General features: G+C 64.4%; 24 protein-coding genes. 16 read left to right on the top strand and 8 right to left on the bottom strand.

Annotation, left to right across the window (positions count from 1 at the left end):
- Positions 1 to 77: 77 nt before the first annotated feature.
- Complete coding sequence (locus BJ6T_RS36655) at positions 78 to 1,031, top strand: DUF6492 family protein (protein WP_014497644.1); 954 nt, start codon at positions 78 to 80, stop codon at positions 1,029 to 1,031.
- 9 nt (positions 1,032 to 1,040) lie between these two features.
- Here the strand turns inward: BJ6T_RS36655 and BJ6T_RS36650 are convergent, their stop codons facing one another.
- Entirely contained in the window at positions 1,041 to 2,108 is a 1,068-nt protein-coding gene (locus BJ6T_RS36650) for an endo-1,4-beta-xylanase (protein ID WP_014497643.1), read from the bottom strand.
- Between the two features lie 350 nt (positions 2,109 to 2,458).
- Here BJ6T_RS36650 and BJ6T_RS36645 point away from each other — a divergent pair, with 350 nt between their 5' ends.
- From BJ6T_RS36645 to BJ6T_RS36595, 11 genes are all read left to right on the top strand, one after another.
- Positions 2,459 to 3,895: a lipopolysaccharide biosynthesis protein gene (locus tag BJ6T_RS36645; RefSeq protein WP_014497642.1), complete on the top strand. Its 1,437-nt coding sequence runs from the start codon at positions 2,459 to 2,461 to the stop codon at positions 3,893 to 3,895.
- Positions 3,896 to 4,019: 124 nt separating this feature from the next.
- On the top strand, positions 4,020 to 5,147 hold the full coding sequence (locus tag BJ6T_RS36640; protein ID WP_014497641.1) for a mandelate racemase/muconate lactonizing enzyme family protein: 1,128 nt from the start codon (positions 4,020 to 4,022) through the stop codon (positions 5,145 to 5,147).
- 248 nt (positions 5,148 to 5,395) lie between these two features.
- Positions 5,396 to 6,628 carry a branched-chain amino acid ABC transporter substrate-binding protein gene (locus BJ6T_RS36635; protein ID WP_014497640.1) on the top strand — a complete coding sequence of 411 codons (1,233 nt, stop codon included), beginning with the start codon at positions 5,396 to 5,398 and terminating at the stop codon, positions 6,626 to 6,628.
- Between the two features lie 118 nt (positions 6,629 to 6,746).
- Complete coding sequence (locus tag BJ6T_RS36630) at positions 6,747 to 7,694, top strand: branched-chain amino acid ABC transporter permease (RefSeq protein WP_014497639.1); 948 nt, start codon at positions 6,747 to 6,749, stop codon at positions 7,692 to 7,694.
- On the top strand, positions 7,691 to 8,971 hold the full coding sequence (locus tag BJ6T_RS36625) for a branched-chain amino acid ABC transporter permease (RefSeq protein ID WP_014497638.1): 1,281 nt from the start codon (positions 7,691 to 7,693) through the stop codon (positions 8,969 to 8,971). The genes BJ6T_RS36630 and BJ6T_RS36625 overlap by 4 nt, the downstream gene beginning before the upstream one ends.
- The gene (locus BJ6T_RS36620) at positions 8,968 to 9,720 is read left to right on the top strand and encodes an ABC transporter ATP-binding protein (RefSeq protein ID WP_014497637.1); all 753 of its coding nucleotides are present in this window, start codon (positions 8,968 to 8,970) and stop codon (positions 9,718 to 9,720) included. The genes BJ6T_RS36625 and BJ6T_RS36620 overlap by 4 nt, the downstream gene beginning before the upstream one ends.
- Positions 9,720 to 10,415, top strand: coding sequence for an ABC transporter ATP-binding protein (locus BJ6T_RS36615; protein WP_014497636.1), 696 nt, complete (start codon positions 9,720 to 9,722; stop codon positions 10,413 to 10,415). The genes BJ6T_RS36620 and BJ6T_RS36615 overlap by 1 nt, the downstream gene beginning before the upstream one ends.
- A 235-nt stretch (positions 10,416 to 10,650) precedes the next feature.
- Positions 10,651 to 11,865 carry an ABC transporter substrate-binding protein gene (locus BJ6T_RS36610; protein ID WP_043900301.1) on the top strand — a complete coding sequence of 405 codons (1,215 nt, stop codon included), beginning with the start codon at positions 10,651 to 10,653 and terminating at the stop codon, positions 11,863 to 11,865.
- Between the two features lie 89 nt (positions 11,866 to 11,954).
- Positions 11,955 to 13,148: a CaiB/BaiF CoA transferase family protein gene (locus BJ6T_RS36605; RefSeq protein WP_014497634.1), complete on the top strand. Its 1,194-nt coding sequence runs from the start codon at positions 11,955 to 11,957 to the stop codon at positions 13,146 to 13,148.
- A gap of 101 nt (positions 13,149 to 13,249) precedes the next feature.
- Positions 13,250 to 13,468 carry a hypothetical protein gene (locus tag BJ6T_RS36600; RefSeq protein ID WP_014497633.1) on the top strand — a complete coding sequence of 73 codons (219 nt, stop codon included), beginning with the start codon at positions 13,250 to 13,252 and terminating at the stop codon, positions 13,466 to 13,468.
- A gap of 220 nt (positions 13,469 to 13,688) precedes the next feature.
- Positions 13,689 to 15,257 (top strand): L,D-transpeptidase, encoded by a 1,569-nt coding sequence (locus BJ6T_RS36595; RefSeq protein WP_014497632.1) that lies wholly within the window; start codon positions 13,689 to 13,691, stop codon positions 15,255 to 15,257.
- A gap of 90 nt (positions 15,258 to 15,347) precedes the next feature.
- On the opposite strand, the gene BJ6T_RS36590 is transcribed toward BJ6T_RS36595, so the two are convergent.
- Both BJ6T_RS36590 and BJ6T_RS36585 read right to left on the bottom strand, forming a co-directional pair.
- Complete coding sequence (locus BJ6T_RS36590; RefSeq protein ID WP_014497631.1) at positions 15,348 to 15,752, bottom strand: hypothetical protein; 405 nt, start codon at positions 15,750 to 15,752, stop codon at positions 15,348 to 15,350.
- Between the two features lie 148 nt (positions 15,753 to 15,900).
- Positions 15,901 to 16,194, bottom strand: coding sequence for a hypothetical protein (locus BJ6T_RS36585; protein WP_014497630.1), 294 nt, complete (start codon positions 16,192 to 16,194; stop codon positions 15,901 to 15,903).
- Between the two features lie 265 nt (positions 16,195 to 16,459).
- Between BJ6T_RS36585 and BJ6T_RS36580 the strand changes: the two genes are divergently transcribed.
- On the top strand, positions 16,460 to 17,425 hold the full coding sequence (locus BJ6T_RS36580; RefSeq protein WP_014497629.1) for a GlxA family transcriptional regulator: 966 nt from the start codon (positions 16,460 to 16,462) through the stop codon (positions 17,423 to 17,425).
- 13 nt (positions 17,426 to 17,438) lie between these two features.
- On the opposite strand, the gene BJ6T_RS36575 is transcribed toward BJ6T_RS36580, so the two are convergent.
- From BJ6T_RS36575 to BJ6T_RS36555, 5 genes are all read right to left on the bottom strand, one after another.
- Positions 17,439 to 18,248, bottom strand: a complete 810-nt coding sequence (locus BJ6T_RS36575) for a class I SAM-dependent methyltransferase (protein ID WP_014497628.1) — start codon at positions 18,246 to 18,248, stop codon at positions 17,439 to 17,441.
- A 99-nt stretch (positions 18,249 to 18,347) separates the two neighbouring features.
- Positions 18,348 to 18,887, bottom strand: a complete 540-nt coding sequence (locus BJ6T_RS36570; RefSeq protein WP_014497627.1) for a VOC family protein — start codon at positions 18,885 to 18,887, stop codon at positions 18,348 to 18,350.
- Between the two features lie 25 nt (positions 18,888 to 18,912).
- Complete coding sequence (locus BJ6T_RS36565; RefSeq protein WP_014497626.1) at positions 18,913 to 19,881, bottom strand: Bug family tripartite tricarboxylate transporter substrate binding protein; 969 nt, start codon at positions 19,879 to 19,881, stop codon at positions 18,913 to 18,915.
- A 12-nt stretch (positions 19,882 to 19,893) separates the two neighbouring features.
- The gene (locus BJ6T_RS36560; protein WP_014497625.1) at positions 19,894 to 20,787 is read right to left on the bottom strand and encodes an MBL fold metallo-hydrolase; all 894 of its coding nucleotides are present in this window, start codon (positions 20,785 to 20,787) and stop codon (positions 19,894 to 19,896) included.
- 3 nt (positions 20,788 to 20,790) lie between these two features.
- A complete protein-coding gene (locus tag BJ6T_RS36555; protein WP_014497624.1) occupies positions 20,791 to 22,002 on the bottom strand; it encodes an ABC transporter substrate-binding protein in 1,212 nt (403 codons plus the stop codon).
- A gap of 166 nt (positions 22,003 to 22,168) precedes the next feature.
- On the opposite strand from BJ6T_RS36555, the gene BJ6T_RS36550 reads away from it, so the two are divergent.
- From BJ6T_RS36550 to BJ6T_RS36540, 3 genes are read left to right on the top strand one after another with little or no spacing between them, the layout of a single operon-like run.
- Entirely contained in the window at positions 22,169 to 22,870 is a 702-nt protein-coding gene (locus tag BJ6T_RS36550; protein WP_014497623.1) for a TetR/AcrR family transcriptional regulator, read from the top strand.
- A complete protein-coding gene (locus BJ6T_RS36545; RefSeq protein WP_014497622.1) occupies positions 22,848 to 23,399 on the top strand; it encodes a carboxymuconolactone decarboxylase family protein in 552 nt (183 codons plus the stop codon). Before BJ6T_RS36550 ends, BJ6T_RS36545 begins: the two co-directional genes overlap by 23 nt.
- Before the next feature lie 9 nt (positions 23,400 to 23,408).
- Positions 23,409 to 24,257, top strand: coding sequence for an SDR family NAD(P)-dependent oxidoreductase (locus BJ6T_RS36540; protein ID WP_014497621.1), 849 nt, complete (start codon positions 23,409 to 23,411; stop codon positions 24,255 to 24,257).
- Positions 24,258 to 24,267: the final 10 nt, after the last annotated feature.

Here is a 24,267-nt window from a genome sequence, read left to right as displayed (position 1 = left end):
CTTGATTCCGTTTGTGAGTTTCCAGCATCTCGCGGTGCGGCTATGAGTGCGGCTTGATGGCCATTCGAGCGCGCTCCATGCATTCCGTTGCCCTGCTGACCGCCAGCTACGCCAAGGATATCGAACGCTTTTCGTTGCTCAGCGAGAGCATCGACACCTGGCTGTCGGGATACACGCGGCATTATGTTCTCGTTAACGATGAGGACGTCCCGCTGTTCGCGCGGTTCGCATCCGAAAAGCGCGTCATCGTTCCGGCCTCGAATTATCTGCCGAAATGGCTCTGGGCGCTGCCGCCGGCGCTTCGGTTCCTCAGCAAGCGCCGGGTCTGGCTGTCGCTGCTGTCGTCGCCCGTGCATGGTTGGCACATCCAGCAGATCCTCAAGATCGCCGGTGTCCTCAACGCGCCGGAGCAGCGCGTCTGCATTCTGGACTCGGACAATCTGTTCTTCCGTGAATTCGACGTCGGCCAATATGCCGGCGCTGAGAAGACGCCGCTGTTCGTCACCCCGAAGGACATCGGCGCTGACCACCCGTTGCACGGGTTGTGGCTGCGCACTGTCGATCAGCTTCTCGGTATCGAGGAGCGCTCGTTCCCGGCGGACGACTATGTCGGCAACGCACTTGTCTGGGATAGGGACACCGCGCGCGCGATGACCGCTGCCATCAAGGCGGCGACGGGGTTGAACTGGGTTCTGGCGTTGTGCCGGAAGAAGAAGTTCTCGGAGTATCTGATGTACGGGCACTTCGTTGCGAACTCGCCCGCGCATCTGGCCGCCCATCGGGTCACCGAAGACAGCATCGCGGTCTCGCATTGGGACGACACGCCCCTCGACCGCCCGGCCATCGAAGCGATGATGCGCGCGGCCTCGCCCGAACAGGTCGCGCTCTGCATCCAGTCCTATTCGTCGACCTCGGTCGACGACATCCGCGACGTGTTCCGCCTCAGCTCGCGTGACCGACGCAGCCCGAGCCTGTCTCCTGAAGATATGGGTGATGCGGTCGAGTTCGAAGTGCCGGCGAAGACGCGCTAAGGCCGCGTCTCAGGCGTCCCTCGTGAACTTGCTGATGACGTCCATGAACGGCTTCGGCTTGAACTCGCCGTCGAGCGGCAACGGGCGGTTCGGCTGCTTGTCCGCGCGGGCGAAGGTGCCGTTGATCCAGCTATAGCGATCCGAGAGGCCCCAGGTCAGGATCGAGCGCACCGGCCCGCTGGTCGAGATCGCGGTCAGGAGGTCGTCGACGCGCTTGGCGACGATGGCGTCGCGCTCTGCCGGGTTGCCCGTCAGTTTCTGGTCGTCGACATCGAGCTCGGTGACGAGCACATCGAGGCCCCAGGAGCGCAGCTCGGTGACGAATTCGGCGAGCCCATGCGTGTCGATATCGAGCTCGGCGTGCAGATGCGATTGCAGGCCCACGGCGTGCAGCGGCACGCCCTGGTCGAGCAGGTCCATGATGAGGTTGCGGTACGCCGCGCGCTTGGCAATGAACGAGTCCTTCGCCGACTCGATGTCATATTCGTTGATCGCGAGCTTGACGAAGGGATCGGCTGCAGCCGCCGTGCGGAAGGCCAGCGGGATCCAGCGATTGCCCAGATGCTGCGTCCAGAACGTATCGCGCCGGTCGGTGATCTTCTTCGGATTGTCCGGGATCGGCTCGTTGACGACGTCCCATGACGTCAGCTTGTCCTTGTAATAGGACACGACGGTGCCGATGTGGTCGACATAGGCGCGCTCGACGCCCTTGGTGTCCTTGATCTGCTTGGTCCAGTCCGGAATGTCGTGATACCAGGCGAGCGCGTGGCCGCGCATCGTCAGATCGTTCTCCCGCGCGAAATCCAGGATCGCGTCGGCGCGCTCGAAGTTGAACGTGTGCGCGTTCGGCCGCAGCATCGGCCATTTCAGCTCAAGCACCGGCACCACCTGGGTGCAATAGGTGCTGATGGCTTCGCCGAGCCTCGGATCGGCTTGCAGGTCCCAGAGCGTCGCCGCAGCGCCAAAGCCCGGACGGCGCTGCGCGAGTTTTGATGCCGGCGCGGCGGACGCCGATGCCCCCGCCGCGAGTGCTACGGCGCTGCCGAGGAGAAATTCGCGTCTGTCGAGCCTGGTCACGGGGACGTTCCTTTTGGAACCAACGCGCCATCGTACCAAGCGGCGCCTTGCGACGCCGGGGTTTCCTGTCGTTGGGTTAACCTTTGCGGATGTCCGGTGCGCAACGCGCGTGGCGCTGCATCGCTGTTCCAGTCTGGATCAGGGGTTCGTGTCGTGATCGCTCGAACCGCCCCAGGGAAGGGCAAATTTAACGCTAATGGGCGAAAGCGGCCTGTCAGCCTCATTCGCCGCCCGATCTGCAGACTTATGTGACACTCTTGAGAGATGCTGCGGCGCAGTTCGTTCGCCCCGCCAAGGTCATTGATTAACGGCCGTCACCATCGCAACACCGTTGCCGGTCCTGTGCTCGCATGCTGAACCGCCATTTCTCGATTTATCTCGTCGCCTATATCCTGCCCGCAGCGGTGGGCTTCTTCGCGGTCACTGCCTACACGCGGCTGCTGACGCCGGCCGAGTACGGCGTCTATGTCGTCGGCATCAGCCTTGCCGGCATATTGGGCGCGATCTTCTTCGCCTGGATCAAGCTTTCGGTGTCCCGCTATCAGGCGATGTCGGCGGAGGTGGATTTTCGCGGCACGGCGATGGTCGCCTTCGCGCTGACGGCCGCGGTGCTCTGCGCCACCACACCGCTGGTCTTTCTGTTCCGCAGCGATATCAGTGTCGAGCTGCTGCTCGCCAGCATGTTCGTCGCGATCATGGCCAATGCCGTCGATGTCGGCCAGGAATTCGAACGCGCCAAATTGCGCCCCTACAGGTTCGCGGCGATCTCGATCGTCCGCAGCGTGTCGAGCGTCGGCTTTGGCCTGCTCGGCATCTGGCTCGGCTGGGGTGGCTTGGGACTGCTCGCCGCGTTCGGCCTGGGCTCGCTCACCGGCATCATTCTCAATCTCGTCGGCGACCGCACGAAGATCGCGCACTTCCAGCGCAGCCAGTTCATGCAGCTGGCGCGCTACGGCCTGCCGCTGACGCTGGCCGGATTGTCCGTTGCGGTCTATTCGGCCTGCGACCGGCTCATCGTCGCTTATCTGCTCGGCAAGGACGCCGCCGGCATTTTCGGCGTCGCCGCCGATCTGCCGCGCCAGTTCATGGTCATGATCGCCTCCAGCGTCGCTGCGGCAACCGTGCCGCTGGTGTTCCGGTCGCTGTCCGAGAAAAACAGCGAGACGACGCGGGAGCGGCTGAGCGAGAGCCTCGAGTTGCTGCTCGTCGTCGTCGCACCTGTCGCCGTCTGGCTCGCACTCGCGGCCGACCAGGTCGCGGGCACGCTCGTCGGCGTCGATTTCCGCGCCGGCGTATCGGCGCTGCTGCCGACCCTGGTACTCGCGCGCTTCTTCGGCATCGCCAATCAATTCTATGTGCAGATCAGCTTCCAACTCGCCGAACGGCCTTTCATGCTGGCGGCACAGTCGTTCCTCACGCTCGTGCTCAGCGTGGCACTGATGTTCGCACTGGTCGCCGGCTACGGCCTTTATGGTGCGGCGCTGGCCACGCTCGCCACCGAAGCGCTCGGCTTCGTCGTCGCCGTCGCCCTGATGCACCGCGCCCATCCCGTGCCGTTCGACGTCAATCGCCTCGCCGGCGTTGCGGCTTCGGCGGCGGCGATGGCGGGCGCCATCCTCGTTGCGCGGACGCAAGCCGGCGGTACCGGTATCGTGGCGTTGATGGTCGTCAGCTCCGCGGGCGGCGTTGCCTACGCCGCTGCGGCCTGGCTGCTCAACGTCGCGAACGTGCGGACGTTGTCGCTGCGCTTCCTGCGGACGTTCAACCGCAAGGCGCTGGGCGTATAGAACCCGCGCGTGGAAGGCGCGCTTCCCGGTGTTCGCTGATATCACGCAGGAAGGTGACTTCGCGCGCGCCTACTGAGATGGTAACGGTCCCGCGTGGTCTCACCTCGGTCGCAGGGCCTGCAATATGACGACTGACAGCTTCACCATCCGCTCGATCGAGGCGTTCTGCTATCGCTATCCCCTGGCGACGCCGGTGGTGACGTCGTTCGGCAAGATGCTCAACCGTCCGGCCGTCTTCGTTCGCGCAGTCGACGAGGACGGTGTCGAGGGATGGGGCGAAGCCTGGTCCAACTTTCCTGCACCGGGCGCCGAGCACCGTGCCCGGCTTGTCAACGAAGTGCTCGCTCCGGGCCTTGTTGGGCGCAGGTTCGACGGTCCCGCTCAGGCTTTCGAGGTCCTGTCGAAAGGGACCGAAGTGCTGACGCTTCAATGCGGCGAGCCCGGTCCGTTCGCGCAGGCGATTTCGGGCATCGATCTCGCGCTGTGGGACCTCTCCGCGCGTCGGCAGCGCCTGCCACTGTGGCGGCTTCTCGGCGGGCAGTCGCGCAGGATCAAGGTCTATGCCAGCGGCATCAATCCGGGCGGCGCCGCGCAGACGGCCGAAGCCGCGCTCGCGCATGGCCATCGCGCGTTGAAGCTGAAGGTCGGCTTCGGTGCCGAGACCGATCTCGCCAATCTGGCTGCGTTGCGCGCGATCGTCGGTGCGGGCATGCTCGCCGCCGATGCCAATCAGGGCTGGTCGGTCGATCAGGCGCTGGAGATGCTGCCGCGGTTGGCCGCGTTCGATCTGCGCTGGCTGGAGGAGCCGATCCGCGCCGACCGGCCGCGCGAGGAATGGCGCAGGCTGCAGGCGGCCGCGAGAATGCCGATTGCCGCGGGCGAGAACATTTCGAGCGTCGAGGGATTCAAGGACGTGCTGGCCGAAGACGTGCTCGGCGTTGTTCAGCCTGACATCGCAAAATGGGGCGGGCTGAGCGCATGCGCTGGCGTCGCGCGCGACATTCTGAAGGCGGGCAAGACGTTCTGCCCGCATTATCTCGGCGGCGGCATCGGACTGCTCGCCTCGGCGCATCTGCTGGCGGGCATCGGCGGCGACGGCTGGCTCGAGGTCGATGCCAACGACAATCCGCTGCGCGACCGGTTCTGCGGTGCCGTTGCCGATGTCACTGATGGTACGATCGTCCTCGGCGAGGAACCGGGGCTCGGATTCACGCCCGACCTGTCGGGAATCGCGAACTATCGCAGCCTGTAGACGGCTGCGACACCTGCGTCGTCGGGCGCCGCGCAGAGGCCAGTTTCCCCCTTGCGTTCTATTCCTCGTCGCGGAAAGCTGCCGGCGAGACGGGTAGCCGCCTTCACATTTCATAGCGATGGCCGGAGCCATGTCTCGCCGAGCTTGAAAATCAAAGTTCGTTCTGCTCATTAGGGATCTGCAATTGCGCTGCAACATGCGCAAAAAGCCCATCGACTAAAGTCGATAGCCAGCGAGGAAACGAAAAAATGCGCAAGCTCACTTTGGCCATTGCCGTGATCGCCCCGATGCTCGGTCATGCCGCGTCGGCTGAGGACACCCTCAAGATCGGCTACATCGATCCGCTCTCCGGCGGTGGCGCCAGCGTCGGCGAGGGTGGTCTGAAGACATTCCAGTATCTGGCCGACGAGCTCAACGCCAAGGGCGGCATTCTCGGCCACAAGATCGAGATCGTGCCGCTCGACAACAAGACCAATCCGCAGGAAAGCCTGGTGCAGGCCCAGAAGGCGATCGACGCCGGGGTCCACTACATCACGCAAGGCAACGGCTCGTCCGTCGGCGCGGCGCTGTCGGATTTCGTCACCAAGAACAACTCGCGAAATCCCGGCAAGGAAGTGCTGTACTTCAACTACGCCGCCGTCGATCCCAGCCTGACCAACGAGAAGTGCAGCTACTGGCATTTCCGCTGGGATGCGAGCTCCGACATCAAGATGGAGGCGCTCACCAACTACATGAAGGACACCGCCTCGATCAAAAAGGTGTACCTGATCAACCAGGACTATTCGTTCGGTCAGTCGGTCCGCTCCGACGCGCGCAAGATGCTCGGCGCCAAGCGGCCCGACATCCAGATCGTCGGCGACGAGCTGCATCCGCTGCTGAAGGTCACCGATTTCTCGCCCTATATCGCCAAGATCAAGGCGTCCGGCGCCGACAGCGTCGTCACCGGCAACTGGGGCCAGGACTTCGCGCTGCTGCTCAAGGCTGCCGCCGACGCCGGCCTGAAGGTCAACTGGTACACCTATTATGCCGGCGGCGCCGGCGGCCCGACTGCCGTCAAGCAGACCGGTCTCGATCATCAGGTCTTCCAGATCACCGAAGGCTTTGCCAATTCCGGCAACAAGGCCGCGATGGATTACGAGAAGGCGTTCCGCGCCAAGGTCAATCTGTCGCTCTGGTACCCGCGTGCGGTCAACGAGATGCGCATGTTCAAGGCGGCTGCCGAGAAGGCCAACTCGATCGATCCCGTGAAGGTGGCGGCGGCGCTCGAGGACCTGAAGTTCGAGGTTCTGGACGGCGGCACCGGCATCATGCGCAAGGACGACCACCAGTTCCTTCAGCCGATCTACATTTCCTCCTTCGGCAAGCTGACCGAGAATGAGCCGTTCGACGAGGAAAACACCGGCTGGGGCTGGCACCTCGTCTCCAAGGTCGACACGGAGAAGGCCATGGTCCCCACGACCTGCAAGATGGCGCGGCCGTAATCACGACATCCGTCGTTTTCCCGCGGCCGACATCGGTCGCGGGAAGCGGTGGCCGGACTATTCTTGATTGGGCGATGTTCACCGGGGCCATCAGGCCCCGGACAGAGACGAGTGCGCTGTGCTTGAACTCATTGTCATTTCGACCTTGAACGGCGTGCTGTTCGGCATGCTGCTCTTCCTGCTGTCGAGCGGGCTGACCGTCATCTTCAGCATGATGGGCGTGCTCAATTTCGCGCATGCCAGCTTCTACATGCTCGGCGCCTTCTTCGGCTTCCAGCTCACCAAGTGGATCGGCTTCTGGCCGGCGCTGGTGCTGGCGCCGCTGCTGGTCGGCGCCATCGGCATGGCGGTGGAGCGCTACGGCCTGCGCAACACCCACAAGCACGGCCATGTCGCGGAATTGCTGCTGACGTTCGGTCTCGCTTTTGCGATCGAAGAAATCGTGTCGATGATCTGGGGCAAGAGCCCGGTCGACTATCGCGTGCCGGCGCTGCTCGACTTCCCGGCCTTCACGATCTTCTCGACCAACTATCCCGCCTACAAGATCTTCATGCTGGCCGTGTCGGTCGTGATCTTCGTGGCGCTCCTGATCGTTCTCAAGCGCACCCGCGTCGGCCTGATCGTGCAGGCGGCGCTGACGCATCCGCATATGGTCGGGCATCTCGGCCACAATGTCGGGCGCGTGTTCATGGTGGTGTTCGGCGTCGGCAGCGCGCTCGCCGGCATTGCCGGCGTCATTGCCGGTCCGGCCCTGGTGACGCAGTCGGACATGGCCGCAGCACTCGGGCCCATCCTGTTCGTCGTCATCGTGTTCGGTGGCCTCGGGTCCTTGCCCGGCGCTTTCATCGCCTCGCTCGTCATCGGACTGGTGCAGACCTTTGCGGTGGCGCTGAACGGCTCGCTGGCGAGTGCGTTCGGACCGCTCGATCCGTCGACGGGACCATCGGTCCTCACCGACATCTGGAACGTCACGATCGCGCAGGTCGCGCCGATCGTACCCTATATGCTGCTGGTGCTCATTCTGATCGTTCGCCCCATGGGCCTGATGGGGACGCGCGAGTCATGACCGCCAAACCGATTTCGACATCGAAGCCCGCCGGCGACGCCCTGCGCTTCTACGGCGTCTGGCTGATCGGCATCGCCGCGCTGATCGTCCTGCCGGTGATCTTCTCCTCCGGCGGCTCGCTGACGTCCTTCAGCCTGATCGGCATCGCGATCGTCTTCGCGCTCTCCTACAACATCCTGCTCGGCCAGACCGGCCTGCTGTCATTCGGTCACGCCGTGCACTACGGCCTCGGCGGCTTCGCGGCCTGCCACATGATGAATGCGGTGGTGTCGCACGGCTGGCCAATCCCGCTGCCGTTCATTCCGCTGTTCGGCGGGATCGGCGGTCTCGTCTTCGCGATCATCATCGGCTGGGTCATGACCAAGCGCGCCGGCACCGTGTTCGCGATGATCTCGCTCGGCATCGGCGAATTGGTGGCGTCGTCCTCGCTGATCCTGCGCTCGGTGTTCGGCGGCGAAGCCGGCATCACCACGGATCGCACGGCGCTGCCCAAGATGTTCGGCTGGTCGTTCGGGCCGCAGCTTCAGGTCTATTACCTCATCGCGTTCTGGCTGGTGCTGTCGGCGATTGCGATGTACGCGCTGACGCGGACGCCGCTCGGGCGGATCAGCAACGCGGTCCGCGACAATCCCGAGCGCGTCCAGTTCATCGGCTACGATCCTCACGTCGTCCGCTATCTCGCCTTCTGCTTCGCGGGGTTCTTCGCCGGCGTCGCCGGCGGGCTCGCCGCGATCAATTTCGAGATCGCGAACTCCGCCTATCTCGGCGCGATCCAGTCCGGCCTCGTGCTGTTCTCCACCTTCATCGGCGGCACGGCCTATTTCTTCGGGCCGATCCTCGGCGCGATCCTGGTGACCTATCTGCAACTCGGTCTGACCAGCGTCACAAGCGTGTGGCAGCTCTATTTCGGCATCATCTTCATCGGCATCGTGATGTTCGCGCCGGGCGGCATCGCCGGCCTGTTGATGATGCACCGGCCGCTGGTTCGCGCCGGAACGCTGTGGACGGTGATCCCGTCCTACCTCGTCGCTGTTGTGCCGACCCTTGCGCTCGCCTGCGGCGTCATCCTCACCATCGAGACGGTCGCGCGCTATTCCGGCGGCGACCCGATCAACCTGTTCGGCATTCCGTTCAACGCGAAATCCCCGGTGACGTGGATTGTCGCGGCAGTTCTCGTGGTCGGCGGTGCGTTCGTCGCGCGACTGACCTGGCGGAGGATCGCGGACGCGTGGGACAGGGCTGCGACGGTCGCCCGTGACCGGGGGTATCTGGCATGAGCGCAGCAGCCATCGAAGTCCGCGCCGTCGAAAAGCGCTTCGGCAATGTCGGCATCATCCGCGACCTCAACCTCAGCGTCGCGAAAGGCGAGCGTCATGCCGTCATCGGTCCGAACGGCGCCGGAAAATCCACGACGTTCAATCTGATCAGCGGCCACATCAAGCCGACCTCGGGCGAGGTGAAGCTGAACGGCGATGTGATCTCCGGCCTGCAGCCGTTCGAGATCAACCGGCGCGGCCTGTCGCGCTCGTTCCAGGTCACCAACGTGTTCGCGCGCATGTCGGTCTGGGAGAACGTCCGCTGTGCCGTGCTGTGGGCGACGGGGCATCGCTACGCCTTCTGGAAGAACGTCGACAGCCTGCCGGAAGTGCGCGAGCGCACGGCCCAGATCCTGGACGACATCCATCTCACGCATCGGCGCGATGTTCCGGCGGGGCTTCTGACCTACGCCGAGCAGCGCGAGCTCGAGATCGGCATCACCATCGCGAGCGGGGCCACGGTCGTCATGCTCGACGAGCCGACCGCCGGCATGAGCCACGCCGAAACCGACCGCGCGGTGTCGCTGATCCGGCGGCTGACCGAGGGCAAGACCCTGGTCATCGTCGAGCACGACATGAGCGTCGTGTTCGGCCTTGCCGACCGCATCTCCGTGCTGGTCTACGGCCACATCATCGCATCGGGCACGCCGGAAGAGATCCGGCGCGATCCGAAGGTCAAGGAAGCCTATCTCGGCGAGGAAGCGCACTGATGCTCGAGGTCAGGGATCTCCACGCCTATTACGGCAAGAGCCACATCCTCCAGGGCGTCGACCTCGATGTCGCCGCGGGCGAGGTCGTGAGCCTGCTCGGCCGCAACGGTGTCGGCCGCTCCACCACGGTCAAGGCGATCATGGGCGAGGTCGCGCCGCAGGGCACGATCCGCTTCAAGGGCAAGGACATTGCCGGCCTTCCCAGCTACAAGATCGCGCGCCTCGGCCTCGGCTATGTCCCTGAGCATCGCGATATCTTCCCGAGCCTGACGGTTCGCCAAAATCTCCTGCTTGGCGTCAAGGACACGCGCCGCCCCGGCAAATGGCGGCTCCAGGACATGCTCGACATGTTCCCCAATCTCGCCGCGCGCGCCGATACCGCCGCGGGCGTGCTGTCCGGCGGCGAGAAGCAGATGCTCACCACCTGCCGGACGCTGATGGGCGATCCGGACCTGATCATGATCGACGAGCCGACCGAAGGTCTGGCTCCGCTGATCGTGCAGCAGGTCGGAGATCTCATCGCGCGCATCGCGCAGGCCGGGGTCGCAATCCTGCTCGTCGAGCAGAAGCTCTCCATCGCGATGCGCATCTCCAAGCGCGTCTACATCATGGGCCACGGCCGCGTCGTGTTCGAGGGGACGCCGGACGAGCTCAAGGCCAATGCCGCCGTGCGCCAGGAATGGCTCGAAGTCTGACGCGTGGCTCGAAGTCTGACGCTCACATTGTCGTGTGACGTGCGCGTAAAATAGAACGGCTGCAAGCTGCGCATACGCATCTGAATTCTTCGCTACATCTCCCGCTTCATAATCCTTGTATCGTCGCACTCGCCGGCATCGCAAACGATGCGGCCGATGATAACCAAGAAGAAAGTGGAGGGCGCCGGCGGCGGCCTGTGAGCTCGCGCGTCGATGCGTCCTGCCTGGGAAGGAGATGCCGAGCATGCCGGGAAGACAACTGGTCCGTGGAGTCGTTGCTCTGCTTGCGGCGCTTGGCGCCGCTTCGGCGGCGACGGCCGGAAATTACGACACCGGCGCGACCGACACGTCGATCAAGCTCGGGCAGACCATGCCCTATTCGGGACCGGCCTCCGCCTATTCCGCGATTGGCCGCGCCGAGATCGCCTATTTCAAGATGCTCAACGCCAAGGGCGGCATCAACGGCCGCAAGGTCGAGCTGCTCAGCATGGACGACGGTTATTCGCCGTCGAAGACGGTCGAGCAGGTTCGCCGCCTCGCCGAGAGCGACGAGGTGCTGGCGATGTTCTCGATGCTCGGCACCGGTCCCAACATCGCCGCGCAGAAATACCTCAATGCCAAGAAGATCCCGCAGCTGTTCCCGTCGAGCGGCGCCAGCCGCTGGAATGATCCGCAGCATTTTCCCTGGACCACCGGTTCGCAGCCGACCTACCGGACCGAAGGCCGCATCTATGCGAAGTGGATTCTTGCGAACAAGCCGAATGCCAAAATCGCCGTCATCACGCCGAACGAAGATCCCGGGCGCGACTATCTCGCCGGCTTCAAGGAAGGGTTAGGGGAGCACGTCAACCAGATCGTGTCCGAGGCCACCTACGAGACATCGGATCCGACCGTCGACTCCCAGATCGTCAAGTTCAAGGCGGCCGGCGCCGACGTTGTTTTCAACGAGTGCACGCCGAAATTCGCGGCGCAGGCCATCAAGAAAATCGCCGAGCTCGGCTGGAAGCCGCAAATCATCCTTCCCGCCGTTTCCAACTCGGTCGGCTCCGTGCTGGTGCCGGCCGGGCTCGACAATTCCGTCGGCATCGTCACCGGTGCTTTCCAGAAGGATCCCGGTGATCCGCGCTGGGAGAATGATTCCGGCATGAAAGCCTGGCGCGAGTGGATGAAGACGTACAATTCGGGCGCCGATCCGGCCGACGTCTTCAACGTCACCGGCTACACCATGGCGCAGATCATGGAGCTGGTGCTGCAGCGCGCCGGCAACGATCTCACGCGCGCCAATTTGATGAAGCAGACGCAATCCTTCAAGGACGTCGAGCTGCCGATGCTGCTGCCGGGCATCAAGCTCAACACCTCGGCCGAGCAGGTGACGCCGATCCGACAGTTGCAGATGGCGCGCTTCAACGGCAAGTCCTGGGAGCTGTTCGGCGACGTGATCGGCGAATAGGATCGACGCAGTGTGACGGGCGGGCTGGCACCAGCCAGGCCCGCCTGTCCTGTCCCATAGTTGCATCCTCCAACGACAGTGAAACGACGATGACACCGACCGGCCCCCTCAGCGGTATCCGCGTTCTCGATCTGACGAGCGTGCTGTTCGGCCCCTACGCCGCGCAGATGCTCGGCGACTGGGGCGCCGATGTCATCAAGGTCGAGCCGCCCGCGGGCGATACCTGGCGCTACACCGGCGTGTTCCGGAACCGCGGCATGAGCGGCCAGTTCATGGCCGTCAACCGCAACAAGCGCAGCCTCGCGCTCGACCTGAAGCATCCGGACGGCAAGGCGGCGCTGGCGCGACTGATCCCGACGGTCGATGCGCTCGTCACCAATGTGCGCCCCGCCGCGATGGCGCGGCTCGGCTTCGGCTACGAGGCCTGCGCAAAGCTCAATCCGCGGCTGATCTATGCCGCGGCGACCGGCTTCGGCCAGGACGGGCCGTGGGCAGCGCGCCCCGCCTTCGATGAGATCATCCAGGCGGCTTCAGGCCTTGCGTCATCGATCGGATCGGACGAGGAGCCGGAATTCGTCCCGAGCCTGATCGGCGACAAGATCTGCGCGATGGCGATGGTCGGCGCGGTGTCCGCGGCCTTGTTCCGGCGCGAGCGCAGCGGGCAGGGCCAGATGGTCGAAGTCCCCATGCTGGAAACCATCGCCGGCTTCAACAGTATCGAGATGCTGGGCGGGCACGCGTTCAACCCGCCGATCGGCCCGACCGGCTACAAGCGGATGAAGAACCGGCGCCCGGTGCAGACCAAGGACGGCTGGCTGACGATGCTGCCTTACTCGGGAGACAATTGGTGCGCCTTCTTCGAGGCTGTCGGCCGCCCCGAGCTGATCGAGGAGCTCGGAGTGCGCGATCCCGTGCTTCGTTCCCAGAACATCGACAAGGTCTATGACCGCATGAGCGAGATCGGGACGACCCGCACCACTGCGGAGTGGGAGGAATTGCTGCTGCGGCTGGACGTGCCGCACACCGCCTTCGCCAGGCTCACCGAGATCGGCGAGCAGCCGCATCTCGCCGCCGTCGCACTGTTTGCGGATATCGATCATCCGACCGAAGGCCGGATCCGGCAGGCGCGGCCCGCGACGAAATTCTCGGAAAGCCCGGCCGGCATCCATCGCATGGCGCCGCGCCTCGGCGAGCACTCACGCGAGGTGTTGCGCGAGGCGGGCCTGAGCGATGCGGAAATCCAGGCCGCGGTCAACAGCAAGGCGGTCGGGGTCGCGTCCTGAGCCGGCCGGCGTTCGGGAACCTCATCTCTGTGATGACGGTCACATCCTGCGGTCTCGGGCGGGTCTAGCGTAGGTCTGTTCATCTTTGCCCGGATAGGGTCATGACCGCCACCGACTTTGCTTTCGTTCTGCGCAAGCTGGGTCTTGCCGCCGCCCTCATCTGCGTCCTCCTGAGCCTGACCGTGTTCGCGGTCCTGCTAATCGTGGAGCACGAACCGGTCGGGCAGGCTGCCGCGCACGCTCTGCCGCTCATGGTGTATGCGCTGTTCGGCCTGTTCGGCGCTGCAATGACACGGCTGATCGGGCGCCGAACCCACTAGCCGGACATTGTGCCGCAGCGATTCGTGACCAGCCCCGGGCCAGCCCCGGCCCCAGGCCACCTTCCGCCTGCGCGAGCCCTCGTATATGAGAGATTTGCCGCCGAACCTGTCCGAATATTGCCGGATACGGAACGCAAGGTGGCTGCGAATTCTTAATCCAAAGATCGCAATCTGACGTGATCGACGTAAAGCGCGGACTGGTACTGGACCGGGGAATGGCATGAAAGACCTGATGACGACGGCGCAATCCACCACGGCGATGCGGCGTTGGCGGCCCCCCGGACTTGTTGCGCTCGCAACGGCCGTTGCCCTGACGGCGCTGAGCGGAAGCGCCGAGGCGGCCAAGCAGGCCCGCCAGCCGGCCGAGGCGGTGGCGCCGCGCGAGGCCGGCGAGCCGATCATGGCGATCGTGTCGATCAAGAGCCAGCAGGTCACTTTCTACGATTCCGACGGCTGGATCCTGCGCGCGCCGGTGTCGACCGGCACCACCGGGCGCGAGACGCCGGCCGGCGTCTTCGCCATCGTCGAGAAGGACAAGGACCACCGCTCGACCATGTATGACGATGCCTGGATGCCCAACATGCAGCGCATCACCTGGAACGGCATCGCGCTGCATGGCGGGCCGCTGCCGGGCTATGCCGCTTCGCACGGCTGCGTGCGGATGCCCTTTGGCTTTGCCGAGGGCCTGTTCGACAAGACCAACATCGGCATGCGCGTGATCATCTCGCCGAACGACGCGGCCCCAATCGATTTCACTCATCCCTCGCTGTTCGTACCGAAGCGCGAGGCCATCGCGGCGGTGCCGAACCGGGCCGACAAGCTCTCCGCTGAAGCCGAGGAGGCGATCCAGGCTGCCGCCGAGGCCAAGAAGGCTGCGGCTGCGGCCGCCAAGGAGGCCGCGTCGCTTCCCGCGTCGCTGCGCAAGCTGGAACAGCAGAAGGCCAAGGCCGACGCCGAGCTCGCTTTCGCCGACAAGAAGATCGCGACTGCCAAGACCGATCAGGCGCGGGCCCAGGCCGAGGAGCTGAAGCCGAAGGTTGCGACCAAGGCCGCCGACGCTGCGTCGGCGCTCGATGCCGCCAAGGCCGCCGCACAGCCGAAGCGCGACGCCGTTGCCGCCACCAAGGAGGCCGCAAAGGTCGCGGCAACCAGGAAGGCCGATGCCGTGACGGCCGCGACCGACGCCAAGCTCGCCCTCGAGCCGGTGTCCGTTTACATCAGCCGCGCGACGCAGAAGCTCTACGTGCGGCGGAACACGCACAAGCCGGCGCCGGATGGCGGCGGCGAAGTGTTCGACACCAGCATCGAGGTACCCGTCACGATCCGCAATCCCGACCAGCCGCTCGGCACCCACATCTTCACCGCGATGGCGAAGACCGATACCGGCCTGCGCTGGAGCGTGGTCACGATCGAGAACGGCGACGACGCCAAGGACGCGCTCGACCGCATCACCATCCCGCAGGACGTCTGGGATCGCATCGGGCCGACGGCATTGCCGCGATCGTCGATCATCATCTCCGACGAGCCGCTGAGCGCCGAGACCAACTACCGCACCGAGTTCGTCGCGGTGCTGAGCAATCACCCGCAGGGCGGCTTCATCACCCGCAAGCCGACCGCGCCGCCGCCGATGGAAATGGCAAGCGATGACAGCTGGGGCAATGGCGGCAACGGCTTCGGCTTCTTCTTCCAGCAGCAGCCGAACCCGCAGCCCGTCAATCCGCGCCGCCGCGGCCAGGGCCAGTATCAGTATTATCAGCCGGCGCAGCCGATGCAGCGGGGCTTCTGGTAGGACGCGGCGCGCTGGGCCGCGTCATCGCCTGAGCTGAAGATATCTGTCGTCGGCGACCGCAGCGGCGCCGACGACGGACATCCCGGCTGTCTACTGTGGACCCGTCGACATGCCCTGCAACTGCCGAAGCGGATTGAGCGGGCCAAGCGGGATCAGCTCGAAGCTCATGAGATGAGCTTGCCCCAGGGGCAGCTTTTCGAGCATGTCATGAGCGGCCGCGATATCCGTGACGTTCAGGATGAACGCGACGCCGGCACGATTTTGCAGCGAGTACCACTGGTCGATTTTGCCATCGAGATAGAGCTTCACCGTCTCGCGCACTTCCATCGGCAGGACGGCGCGCGCAGCGGCGACATCGGCGCCGGGGTTTACCGTGCCGATCGCGAGAATTCGGGTGGTCGGTGTCGGTGGCGTGGGTGACTGCGCGCGTCCGGGGACGGCGGAGGTCAGGCACAGGGCGAATGCCAGGAGACCGGCAGCGCGTGTAAGCTTCATTTGAAATCCTCCATGTTACGAGGTTTACGCTCTTCATTTGGTTATGCTTCGCCGGCAGCGATTGCCGCACGTTGCATCGCCGCCGTGGAGCGGCGGCGATGCGGACCGGTTCGGAAGGTTGATGGAAGCGGGTCGGTCCGACGCGCGGTCACTTGCCCTGCATGAGCATGCCCAGCGGCGCGAGCGGACCGACTTGCATCAACTCGTAGGTGGCGAAGCCGTCGGTGACGAGCGGCAATGCCTCGACGGTCGCCTTGGCCTGTTCGAGGGACTCGACGTTCATCAGGAAGACCACGCCGGGCTTGTCCTGGCGAAACCAGAACTGTTCGATCTTCCCGTCGAGATACAGCTTGAGCGTGGCCGGCACTTCCCTCGGCATGATCTGCTGCCGCTGCTCGGGTGTCGGTGCCTTGCCGATGTTACCGATGGCGATGACTTTCATGTGGGCTCCTTTGGATTGCTGCTTGTCAGTGGACGGCATCGGATCAGGGACCTCAAGCAACGTTGGCAGAAACGCCATTTTTAGAGGCGTTTACGCCATCTATTTCTTGAGCGAGCATCTGGAATAGCGTTGTTGGTTCAGATGATTGCCCTTATCTATCGATCGCGATGAAGGCCTTCGTTCCGGTTACCGTTGCCTCGCAAGCTAGGCTTGCTTCCGTTCGAACGGTATTGTCGTAAACGACAACTTTGAGGGCGTTTCTGCCATGCGCATTCAATTGCTCGCCCTGGAGGGATTTTGGGACACCGGGCTGACCGTGACGCTCGACGCGTTCACGATCGCCAACAATTTCGCAGCCGCTCAAACGGGCGGAGCGCCCCATTTCGATGTCTCAATTGTCGGCATGCGGAAGAAGGTCCGATCCGGGCAGGGCTTCGCGATCCCCGTCAAATCGGTAACGTCCGATCCGAAGCCGGACTGGGTCATCGTGCCGGCGTTGAATACGAGCCGGCCGGAACAGCTGATTCCGGCGCTCGACCGGCGCGATGTCAGAGAGGCGGTGAAACAGCTCCAGTCCTGGTACGCCGAGGGCGCGCGCATCGCCGCGTCCTGCATCGGTACCTTCGTGCTGGCGGAGGCGGGGCTGCTCGATGGACGGGACGCGACCACCACGTGGTGGCTGTCACCCTTGTTTCGCCAACGCTACCCCAATGTTCGTCTCGATGAGACACGCATGCTGGTGACATCGGACCGCGTCGTCACGGCGGGCGCTGCGATGGGGCATCTCGATCTCGCGCTGTGGTTCATACGCCAGGCGAGCCCCGAGCTCGCGGCCGTCGTGTCGCGCTATCTTCTCGCCGACCTGCGCAGCCTGCAGGCGCCCTTCATCATTCCCAATCACCTCGCGCAGGCCGATCCACTCATCCAGCGTTTCGAGCGCTGGGCGCGCGAACATCTCAAGCAAGGGTTTTCGCTGCAGGAGGCCGCCAGTGCGCTCGCGACGAGCGCACGCACCTTGCAGCGCCGGTGCGAGTCGGTGCTCGGTAAGTCTCCGCTCTCCTACTTTCAGGATCTGCGAGTCGAGCGCGCGCAGTCGCTGTTGCATGGCAGCGGTCTCGACGTCGATGCGATCGCCGCTGAGGTCGGGTATGAGGACGGCGCGACGCTCCGGACGCTCTTGCGGGAACGGCTCGGACGCGGCGTGCGCGAGCTTCGCGCAAACCTGCGGTAAGGGGCGGCACCTACTACCGAGCCTCGATCACGATCGCCTGGATCTTGCCTTCGACCGCTCCGGACCCATGGCGCGATCGGAGCGCCTCGGCGACGAGGTCGGTCGCAGCCTGAAGCTTGCTCGCATCCCTGGCCTCGATCTCGTTTCGAAGCGGTGTTCCCTGGCAGTATGCGAACGCCACATATTCGGGCGTGGGCGCGCGGCTCACCGCAGCAAGCGTTTCGATCGAGATGTGACGGAAGCCCGCTTGTTCCAGGTCGGCTCTGATAATAGCCTTGTCGTGATAGCCATGCGGCGTCCGCACCATGAAACGGGGCGGATCATCGGGAAACATTTTTCCGAGCGCGGCGGTGGCGTCATCAGCGAACACGTTCTCCTCGATGCGGTCCCAGACGTTGAATACGAACGTGCCTTCCGGTCGCAACACCCGCTTTGCTTCGGCAAAGCCTTTGATGCGGTCGGGAAAGAACATGACGCCGAACTGGCAGCAGACCGCGTCGAACGCGGCTTCGTCAAAGGGCAGGGCGGTGGCATCCGCCTGACGCCATGTCATGCGCGGGTCCTCACCCTGGCGCTGCGCCGCGATCGCGAGCATCGGCTCGTTGAGATCGGTCGCGACGTAACGGATGCCGGGAGGCAGCGCCGCGGTCACGGCCCGCGTAACGGCGCCGGTACCTGCCGCGGTTTCCAGTATCGTCGACGGGGAAATAGCCGCGATACGCTTCGCGATGTCGGCGGCGTAGTGGGCAAAGATCAGCGGGACGAGATACTCGTCGTAGATTTTCGGAATCGAGCCGGCAAAAACCTTATCAGTATCGGACATGCTTGCCTCGCTGAAGGTTCGGACACGGGCTTCATGCTACCATGGATGTGGTCTCACTACACCAGCAGCCTCTTCCGGGCGCAATCCGGCGATCGGATGCTAAGATTTCGCTCCGCCGACCTCGCGGATCGCCCGCGTCCCGTCCCAGGTCATGGCTGCCTGCCGGACCTTCTCGAAGAACGGCCCCTTGGTGCCGCTGATGTCGGAGATCTCGATAATCGTGCCCGGGTGGGCCTGCGTGTCGAAATAGGCGAAGCGTCCCTTGTCGCCGCCGATCTGGCCCTCATGGCCGATCTTGTAACCGAGCCCGATCGCCTTGTCGTAGAGCGCCTGGTAGTCGTGGCTCCAGTAGGACATGTGCTGCAGGCCCTCATGGCCGGCGTCCAAAAACTCCTTGTACAGCGAGGGCGCGTCGTTGCGCTGCTGGATCAGCTCGATCTGGAGATCGCCGGAATTGGCCAGCGCAATGCTCATCTCGACCGCGGAGTTTTGGCCGCGATGGCGGAACCAGTCGGTCTTGACGCGGTCCATGTAGTACCAGGGGCCGACGCCCATCACCTCGATCCAGTGCTTCATCGCGGCCTGGATGTCCCGCACCACATATCCGTTCTGGCGCACCGCGCCGAAGATGCGGCTCATGCCCGCGCTCCTCTTCTTGCCCTGTTCACTTGACTTCGATCCCCGCATCCTTGGCAACCTGCTTCCAGGCCGCGATGTCGCGCGCGTTGATGTCGCGCTGCTCGTCGCCCGGCACGAATTGCGGCGTGATGCCGAGCCCCAAGAGCTTCTCCTTCACCTCGGCGTCGCCGAGCGCGTCCTTCAACGCCACCGACAATTTCTGTGCGATCGGCGGCGCGAGACCCGCCGGCGCATACATCGCCCAGGACAGGCTGCGGTCGAACGGCACGCCCTGCTCCTTGTAGGTCGCGACGTCAGGCAGGCTCGGCGAGCGCTCGCCGCAGGCGGCCAGCGCCTTGATCGAGCCGTCCTTCACCAGCGGCGTCGCGGTCGCCATGTCGAGTGTCGCCAGCGAGATGTGGCCGCCGAGCAGGTCGCCGGCGAGCTTTGCGATGCCGTTGAACGGCACGTGCTCCATCTTGATGCCGGTCTGCTGCATCAGGATTTCCGCGCAGAATTGCCCGGTCGAGCCGATGCCCCAGCTGCCGTACTGGATCGGCTCGCCCTTCTTGGCCAGCGCAATCAGGCCCTTGATATCATTGGCGGCAAAGTCCCTGGTCGCCACCAGCATGATCGAGGACGTCCCGATGCGTCCGATCGTCGTAAAATCCTTGATCGAATCGTAGGGGAGCTTTGGATAGATCGCCGGCGCCAGCACATGCGTGGTCATGCCGCCGACGGTGATGGTGTAGCCGTCGTTCGGAGACGTTGCGACCATCTGCGTGCCGAGTGTGCCGGCAGCACCCGTGTGGTTCTCGATATAGACGCTCTGCCCCAGCGTCTTGCCCATCTTGTCGGCGAGCAGCCGGCCGATCACATCGCCGCCGCCGCCGGCCGCATAGGGCAGAAGCATTTTGATCTTGTGGGTGGGGTAGGCGGCAGGATCCTCGGCGCGTACCGGCAGCGCCGCCGACAGCAATGCGAGCAATGGCAGGGTGATGATGCGCAGCTTCATGATGGTTTCCCCCTAATCCTCGAAACGAAATCTGTAGGCCTCGCCATGCCGGATCACGCGCCCGGCGGTCGGCGCCGGAAAATGGCCGGTGAGCAGATAGCTCGGCGTGTCCGCGAGCTCTTCGAGCAACGCCATCCGTGTCGCGACTGCCGCGGCCGGATCGACATCGGCGGCATTCGACAGCCACGGCGCCGCGCACTGGATCGGATGATGGATGACATCGCCCGACATCACCGCGTGATCCTGGCCGCCATTGAGGTGGATCTGCATGTTGCCGGCGGTATGGCCCGGTGCCGGCGCGAAGCGCAGGGCGGCATCACGATCGTCAAACAGCCGATGATCGGTCTCGACGAACTCGGCAAGGCCGGCCGCGACCACCGGCAGCACGGAGTCCTCGAACGAGCCATGGTTCACCGGGCTCCGCGGCGCAGCGTTGTGCGCGGCCTCGAAATGGCGGTACTCCTCGCGGCCCATCAGATAGCGTGCATTGGGGAAGGTCGGCACCCAGCGGCCGTCCACGAGGCGCGTATTCCAGCCGACGTGGTCGACATGCAGATGCGTGCACATCACGAAGTCGACCTCTTCGGGCCTGACGCCCAGCGCCTGCATGTTCTCGAGATAAGGCCGGTTGAGGTTGTCCCACACCGGCACGCGCGGCCGCTTCTTGTGGTTGCCGCAGCAGGTATCGACGATGGCGGTCCATCGCGCCGTGCGTACGAGATACGAGTGATGGCTGAGAATGAAGCGGCCGGTCTCCGGCTCGATATAGCGATGATCGAGCCAGCTCCGATTCTCCGCGATCACCTTGTCGGTGACGTTGGCGAACAGCCAGGTCTTGTCGAACGCGAGCGAAGGGATCTCGCTGACGAGATCGACCCGCATGCTGCCGATTTTGACCTGCCGCATGCTCTAGTTCTTCAGAAGGTCGCCGAACGGCACCCAGCGCGTGCCGTCGAAGCGGATGAGCTGAAGGCTCGTCATCGGCGTGTAATGTTCGGGCGAGTTGTTCACCGCGGTGCCGTTGATCAGCATCGGCAGCTTGACGTCCCTGAGCGTCGTTGCCTGCTTCATCACATTGGCGCGGGTGAGGTCGTTGCCGGAGGCCTTCAGCACCGTCACCAGCGTCTGCGCGATGGTGTAGCCGTAGACGTTGAGCCAATCGCTCTTGTTGGCGTCCGGCAGATACTTGTCCATGAACGCCAGCCATTCCTTGTAGCCGGCATCGTCCTTCGACGCCGGATCGGTCGCGTCCTTCAGATACTGGCTTGAGATCACGCCGGTGGAATTGTCCTTGCCGGCCGGCTCCAGCACGCCGCTGATCGAGGCCGAGACGTTGGAGATGATGGTGACGGGCTTCCAGCCGATCTCGCCAATCTTGCGGATCGCCTGGGCTGCAAATTTCGGCGTCGCCGCCACCAGCACGACGTCCGCGCCGGTAGTCTTCAGTTGCAGGATTTGCGTGTCGACGGTCGGTGCCGAGGTTTCATAGGCCGCGCGCGCGACAATCGCTTCGCCGCTGCCGAGCCCTTCCTCCAGCGCCTTCAGATAATCCTTGCCGAGATCGTCGTTCTGGTAGAGCACGCCGATCTTCGCATTGGCGTGGTTCGCCTTGATGTATTTGGCGTAGGCGATCGCCTCGTCGCGATAGGTCGGCTGCCAGCCGACGGTCCACGGAAAGTTCTTGGAATCGTCCCACTTCGCGGCGCCCGAGCCCAGGAAGAGTTGCGGCACCTTGCGGTCGTTGAGATATTTGTGCACGGCGCTGTTGGTCGGCGTGCCGACGCCGCCGAAGATCAGCAGCACCTCCTCGCTTTCGACCAGTCGCCGGGTCTGCTCCACCGTCTTCGGCGGGCTGTAGGCGTCGTCCGCGATGATCATCTGGATGCGTCGGCCGTTGACGCCGCCCTCGTCGTTCACCTTGCGGAAATAGGCCTCCGCCGATTTCGCGATCTGCGCGAAGGCCGAGACCGGGCCGCTCAGCGGCGCGGTGGTGCCGATCTTGATGGTCTTGTCGTCGGCGCCGGGATCGTACTTTGCATTCTGGGCGTGAACGGCGCTGGCTGCGAGCAGCGGCAACAGGATGCAGGCCGCACGAAGGCGAAGGCGGGCAAAGCGCGCCATGAGGTCGTCTCCCCAAATTGCTCTCCGCCTCTCATTGGAGCGGAGTTGAAACGCGAGAACAGCGCCCGCCGTAAGCTTGCGGGCCGCGACCGTTGCCGCCAGACTGGCGAAACGAACGATCGTTCGTACGGTTGACTAGCGAACGATCGTTCGTTAGTCAACCCGTATGGCTGTCCACACCTCCAGCGCGGCGGAAGCGGCTGCGCCCACGACCCGCGAGCGCATCCTCTCCGAAGCGCTCAATCTGTTCGCTCATAGCGGCTATGGCGGCGCCTCGATGCGCGAACTCGCACGGCGCGTCGGCATCCGCGAGAGCAGCCTTTACAATCACTTCTCCGGGAAGGCCGCGATCCTCGAAGCGATCGTCGCCGAGCACGGCCCGGCCAGTTCGGCGAGCCGGTTGGAAGAGCCGCGCTACAAGCAACTCGCGCGCCAGCCCGCAGCGTTTTGCCGCCAGTTCGCGCTCGATCTCGTCGAGCAATGGTCCGACCCGCGCGAGCACCAGTTCCAGAAAGTCATCACCGCCGAGCGTAACCGCGTGCCCGGCATCCGCGCCAAATTCGCCGACCATTTTTACGCGCGCGAGCAGAGCATGATGACGGATTACTTCCGTGGCTTTGCACTCGCCGGCCTGGTCTCGACGCCCGATCCGCGCGAGACCGCGCGCCTGTTCGCTGCCGGCCTCATCTACATCCGCCTCGAACATTACGTGATGGGCGCCGCACCCTCGCCGCGGCCGAAGGTGATCGAGGCGATCAACCGCTATCTCGCCTTCTTCCTGTCGCTGATCGCGGCGGACGGCGGGACAAGCGACAACAAGAAACGAAAACCCAAGGGAGAGACGCGTGGCAAGGCTGCCCCTGATTGATCCGGAGACGACGAGCGGCGACATCCGCGCCTCGTTCGACCGCATGCCGGTCAAGCTCAACATCTTTCGCATGATGGCCCATGCCGAGGCCAACATGATCCCGGCGATGCGGCTCGGCAATTCGATCCTGCACAAGCAGAAGCTCAGCGCCGTCAACCGCGAGCTTTTGATCCTGCAGGCGGCCCAGCTCGAAGGCGGCGCCTATGAATGGCGTCAGCACGTGCCGATCGCGCTCGGGGTCGGCTGCACGCAAGGCCAGGTCGATGCGGTGGAGCGCACCGAATACGACTCTGCTGCGCTGAGTGAGGCCGAGCGCGTGCTTCTCAAATTCGGCCGCGAAATCGTCGAGAACGTCCGCGTTCCCGAGGCGACCTTCGCTGCCGCGCGAAAGCATTTCAGCGACCAGGAGATCGTCGAATCCATCGTCGCACTCGGTTTCTACATGATGATGGCGCGCCTCACCGAGGCGACTGAAACCGATCTCGATCCCGCGGCCGGCATGAAGGTCTATGACGGCGGCAAGAAGTAGGCGGGTGGCATGTCTGAGAATTCCGAGACCAAGCCGGACCGCTACGTTCGTCCCCCCAGTCCGGAATCGCTGGGCGAGGCGCCGGGCAGGGGACGCCTGAAAGGGCGCCGCATCCTGATCGTCGGCGGCGGCCAGCGCGTGTTCGACGCCGCCACCGACCCGATCGGCAACGGCCGCGCGATGAGCATCTTGTGCGCACGCGAGGGTGCGAAGGTCGCGGTGGCCGACCTCAACCACACCTCTGCACGGCAGACCGTCAAGCACATCACCGACGAGGGCGGTGAGGGCTTTGCCATCACTGCCGACGTGGCGTCGGAGGCTGACGTTCAGCGCATGATCGAGGAGGCGCATCGCGCGATGGGCGGCCTCGACGGCATGGTGCTGAACATCGGCACCTTCGGCAAGACTGGGCTCGATGCGGTCAGCCCCGAGGAGTGGAACAAGATCTACGACGTCAACGTTCGCGGTCCCATGCTCTGTTGCCGCGCGGCGATGCCGAAATTCGACAATGGCGGCGCCATCGTCTTCATTTCCTCGATCGCCGCGCTGAAAGCCGGCTCGCAGATGGCGGTGTATGACTCTTCAAAAGCCGCGCTCGGCGGCCTGATGCGCAACATCGCCCATCTCGGATCGCGCCGCGGCATCCGCGCCAATCTCGTCTATCCCGGCCTCGTCGACACCCCCAACGGCCGCGAAGCCGGCGCCGGCCGCCCCTCGCGCGGCAAGGGCCACGTCCCCTTCGGCCGCCAGGCCACGGCCTGGGAGATCGCCTATGCCGTGCTGTTCTTCCTGTCGGATGAAAGCGTCTACGTCACCGCACAGACGCTCGCGGTCGATAGCGGCTTGAGCGGGATGTGAGACGCCAGCG

This window comes from Bradyrhizobium japonicum USDA 6 (assembly GCF_000284375.1).
Taxonomy (GTDB): domain Bacteria; phylum Pseudomonadota; class Alphaproteobacteria; order Rhizobiales; family Xanthobacteraceae; genus Bradyrhizobium; species Bradyrhizobium japonicum.
Note: the sequence above shows the minus strand (reverse complement) of the source record. Positions and strands in the feature narration are given on the sequence as shown.

Bases quoted from the DNA above. Each gene is read 5' to 3' on its own strand.
- BJ6T_RS36575 (WP_014497628.1), bottom strand. From the start codon at position 18,248: ATGTCCGATACTGATAAGGTTTTTGCCGGCTCGATTCCGAAAATCTAC.
- BJ6T_RS36555 (WP_014497624.1), bottom strand. From the start codon at position 22,002: ATGGCGCGCTTTGCCCGCCTTCGCCTTCGTGCGGCCTGCATCCTGTTG.
- BJ6T_RS36610 (WP_043900301.1), top strand. From the start codon at position 10,651: ATGCCGAGCATGCCGGGAAGACAACTGGTCCGTGGAGTCGTTGCTCTG.
- BJ6T_RS36550 (WP_014497623.1), top strand. From the start codon at position 22,169: ATGGCTGTCCACACCTCCAGCGCGGCGGAAGCGGCTGCGCCCACGACC.
- BJ6T_RS36600 (WP_014497633.1), top strand. From the start codon at position 13,250: ATGACCGCCACCGACTTTGCTTTCGTTCTGCGCAAGCTGGGTCTTGCC.
- BJ6T_RS36635 (WP_014497640.1), top strand. From the start codon at position 5,396: ATGCGCAAGCTCACTTTGGCCATTGCCGTGATCGCCCCGATGCTCGGT.
- BJ6T_RS36560 (WP_014497625.1), bottom strand. From the start codon at position 20,787: ATGCGGCAGGTCAAAATCGGCAGCATGCGGGTCGATCTCGTCAGCGAG.
- BJ6T_RS36570 (WP_014497627.1), bottom strand. From the start codon at position 18,887: ATGAGCCGCATCTTCGGCGCGGTGCGCCAGAACGGATATGTGGTGCGG.
- BJ6T_RS36655 (WP_014497644.1), top strand. From the start codon at position 78: ATGCATTCCGTTGCCCTGCTGACCGCCAGCTACGCCAAGGATATCGAA.
- BJ6T_RS36615 (WP_014497636.1), top strand. From the start codon at position 9,720: ATGCTCGAGGTCAGGGATCTCCACGCCTATTACGGCAAGAGCCACATC.
- BJ6T_RS36645 (WP_014497642.1), top strand. From the start codon at position 2,459: ATGCTGAACCGCCATTTCTCGATTTATCTCGTCGCCTATATCCTGCCC.
- BJ6T_RS36640 (WP_014497641.1), top strand. From the start codon at position 4,020: ATGACGACTGACAGCTTCACCATCCGCTCGATCGAGGCGTTCTGCTAT.
- BJ6T_RS36595 (WP_014497632.1), top strand. From the start codon at position 13,689: ATGAAAGACCTGATGACGACGGCGCAATCCACCACGGCGATGCGGCGT.
- BJ6T_RS36565 (WP_014497626.1), bottom strand. From the start codon at position 19,881: ATGAAGCTGCGCATCATCACCCTGCCATTGCTCGCATTGCTGTCGGCG.
- BJ6T_RS36620 (WP_014497637.1), top strand. From the start codon at position 8,968: ATGAGCGCAGCAGCCATCGAAGTCCGCGCCGTCGAAAAGCGCTTCGGC.
- BJ6T_RS36585 (WP_014497630.1), bottom strand. From the start codon at position 16,194: ATGAAAGTCATCGCCATCGGTAACATCGGCAAGGCACCGACACCCGAG.
- BJ6T_RS36580 (WP_014497629.1), top strand. From the start codon at position 16,460: ATGCGCATTCAATTGCTCGCCCTGGAGGGATTTTGGGACACCGGGCTG.
- BJ6T_RS36540 (WP_014497621.1), top strand. From the start codon at position 23,409: ATGTCTGAGAATTCCGAGACCAAGCCGGACCGCTACGTTCGTCCCCCC.
- BJ6T_RS36605 (WP_014497634.1), top strand. From the start codon at position 11,955: ATGACACCGACCGGCCCCCTCAGCGGTATCCGCGTTCTCGATCTGACG.
- BJ6T_RS36625 (WP_014497638.1), top strand. From the start codon at position 7,691: ATGACCGCCAAACCGATTTCGACATCGAAGCCCGCCGGCGACGCCCTG.
- BJ6T_RS36590 (WP_014497631.1), bottom strand. From the start codon at position 15,752: ATGAAGCTTACACGCGCTGCCGGTCTCCTGGCATTCGCCCTGTGCCTG.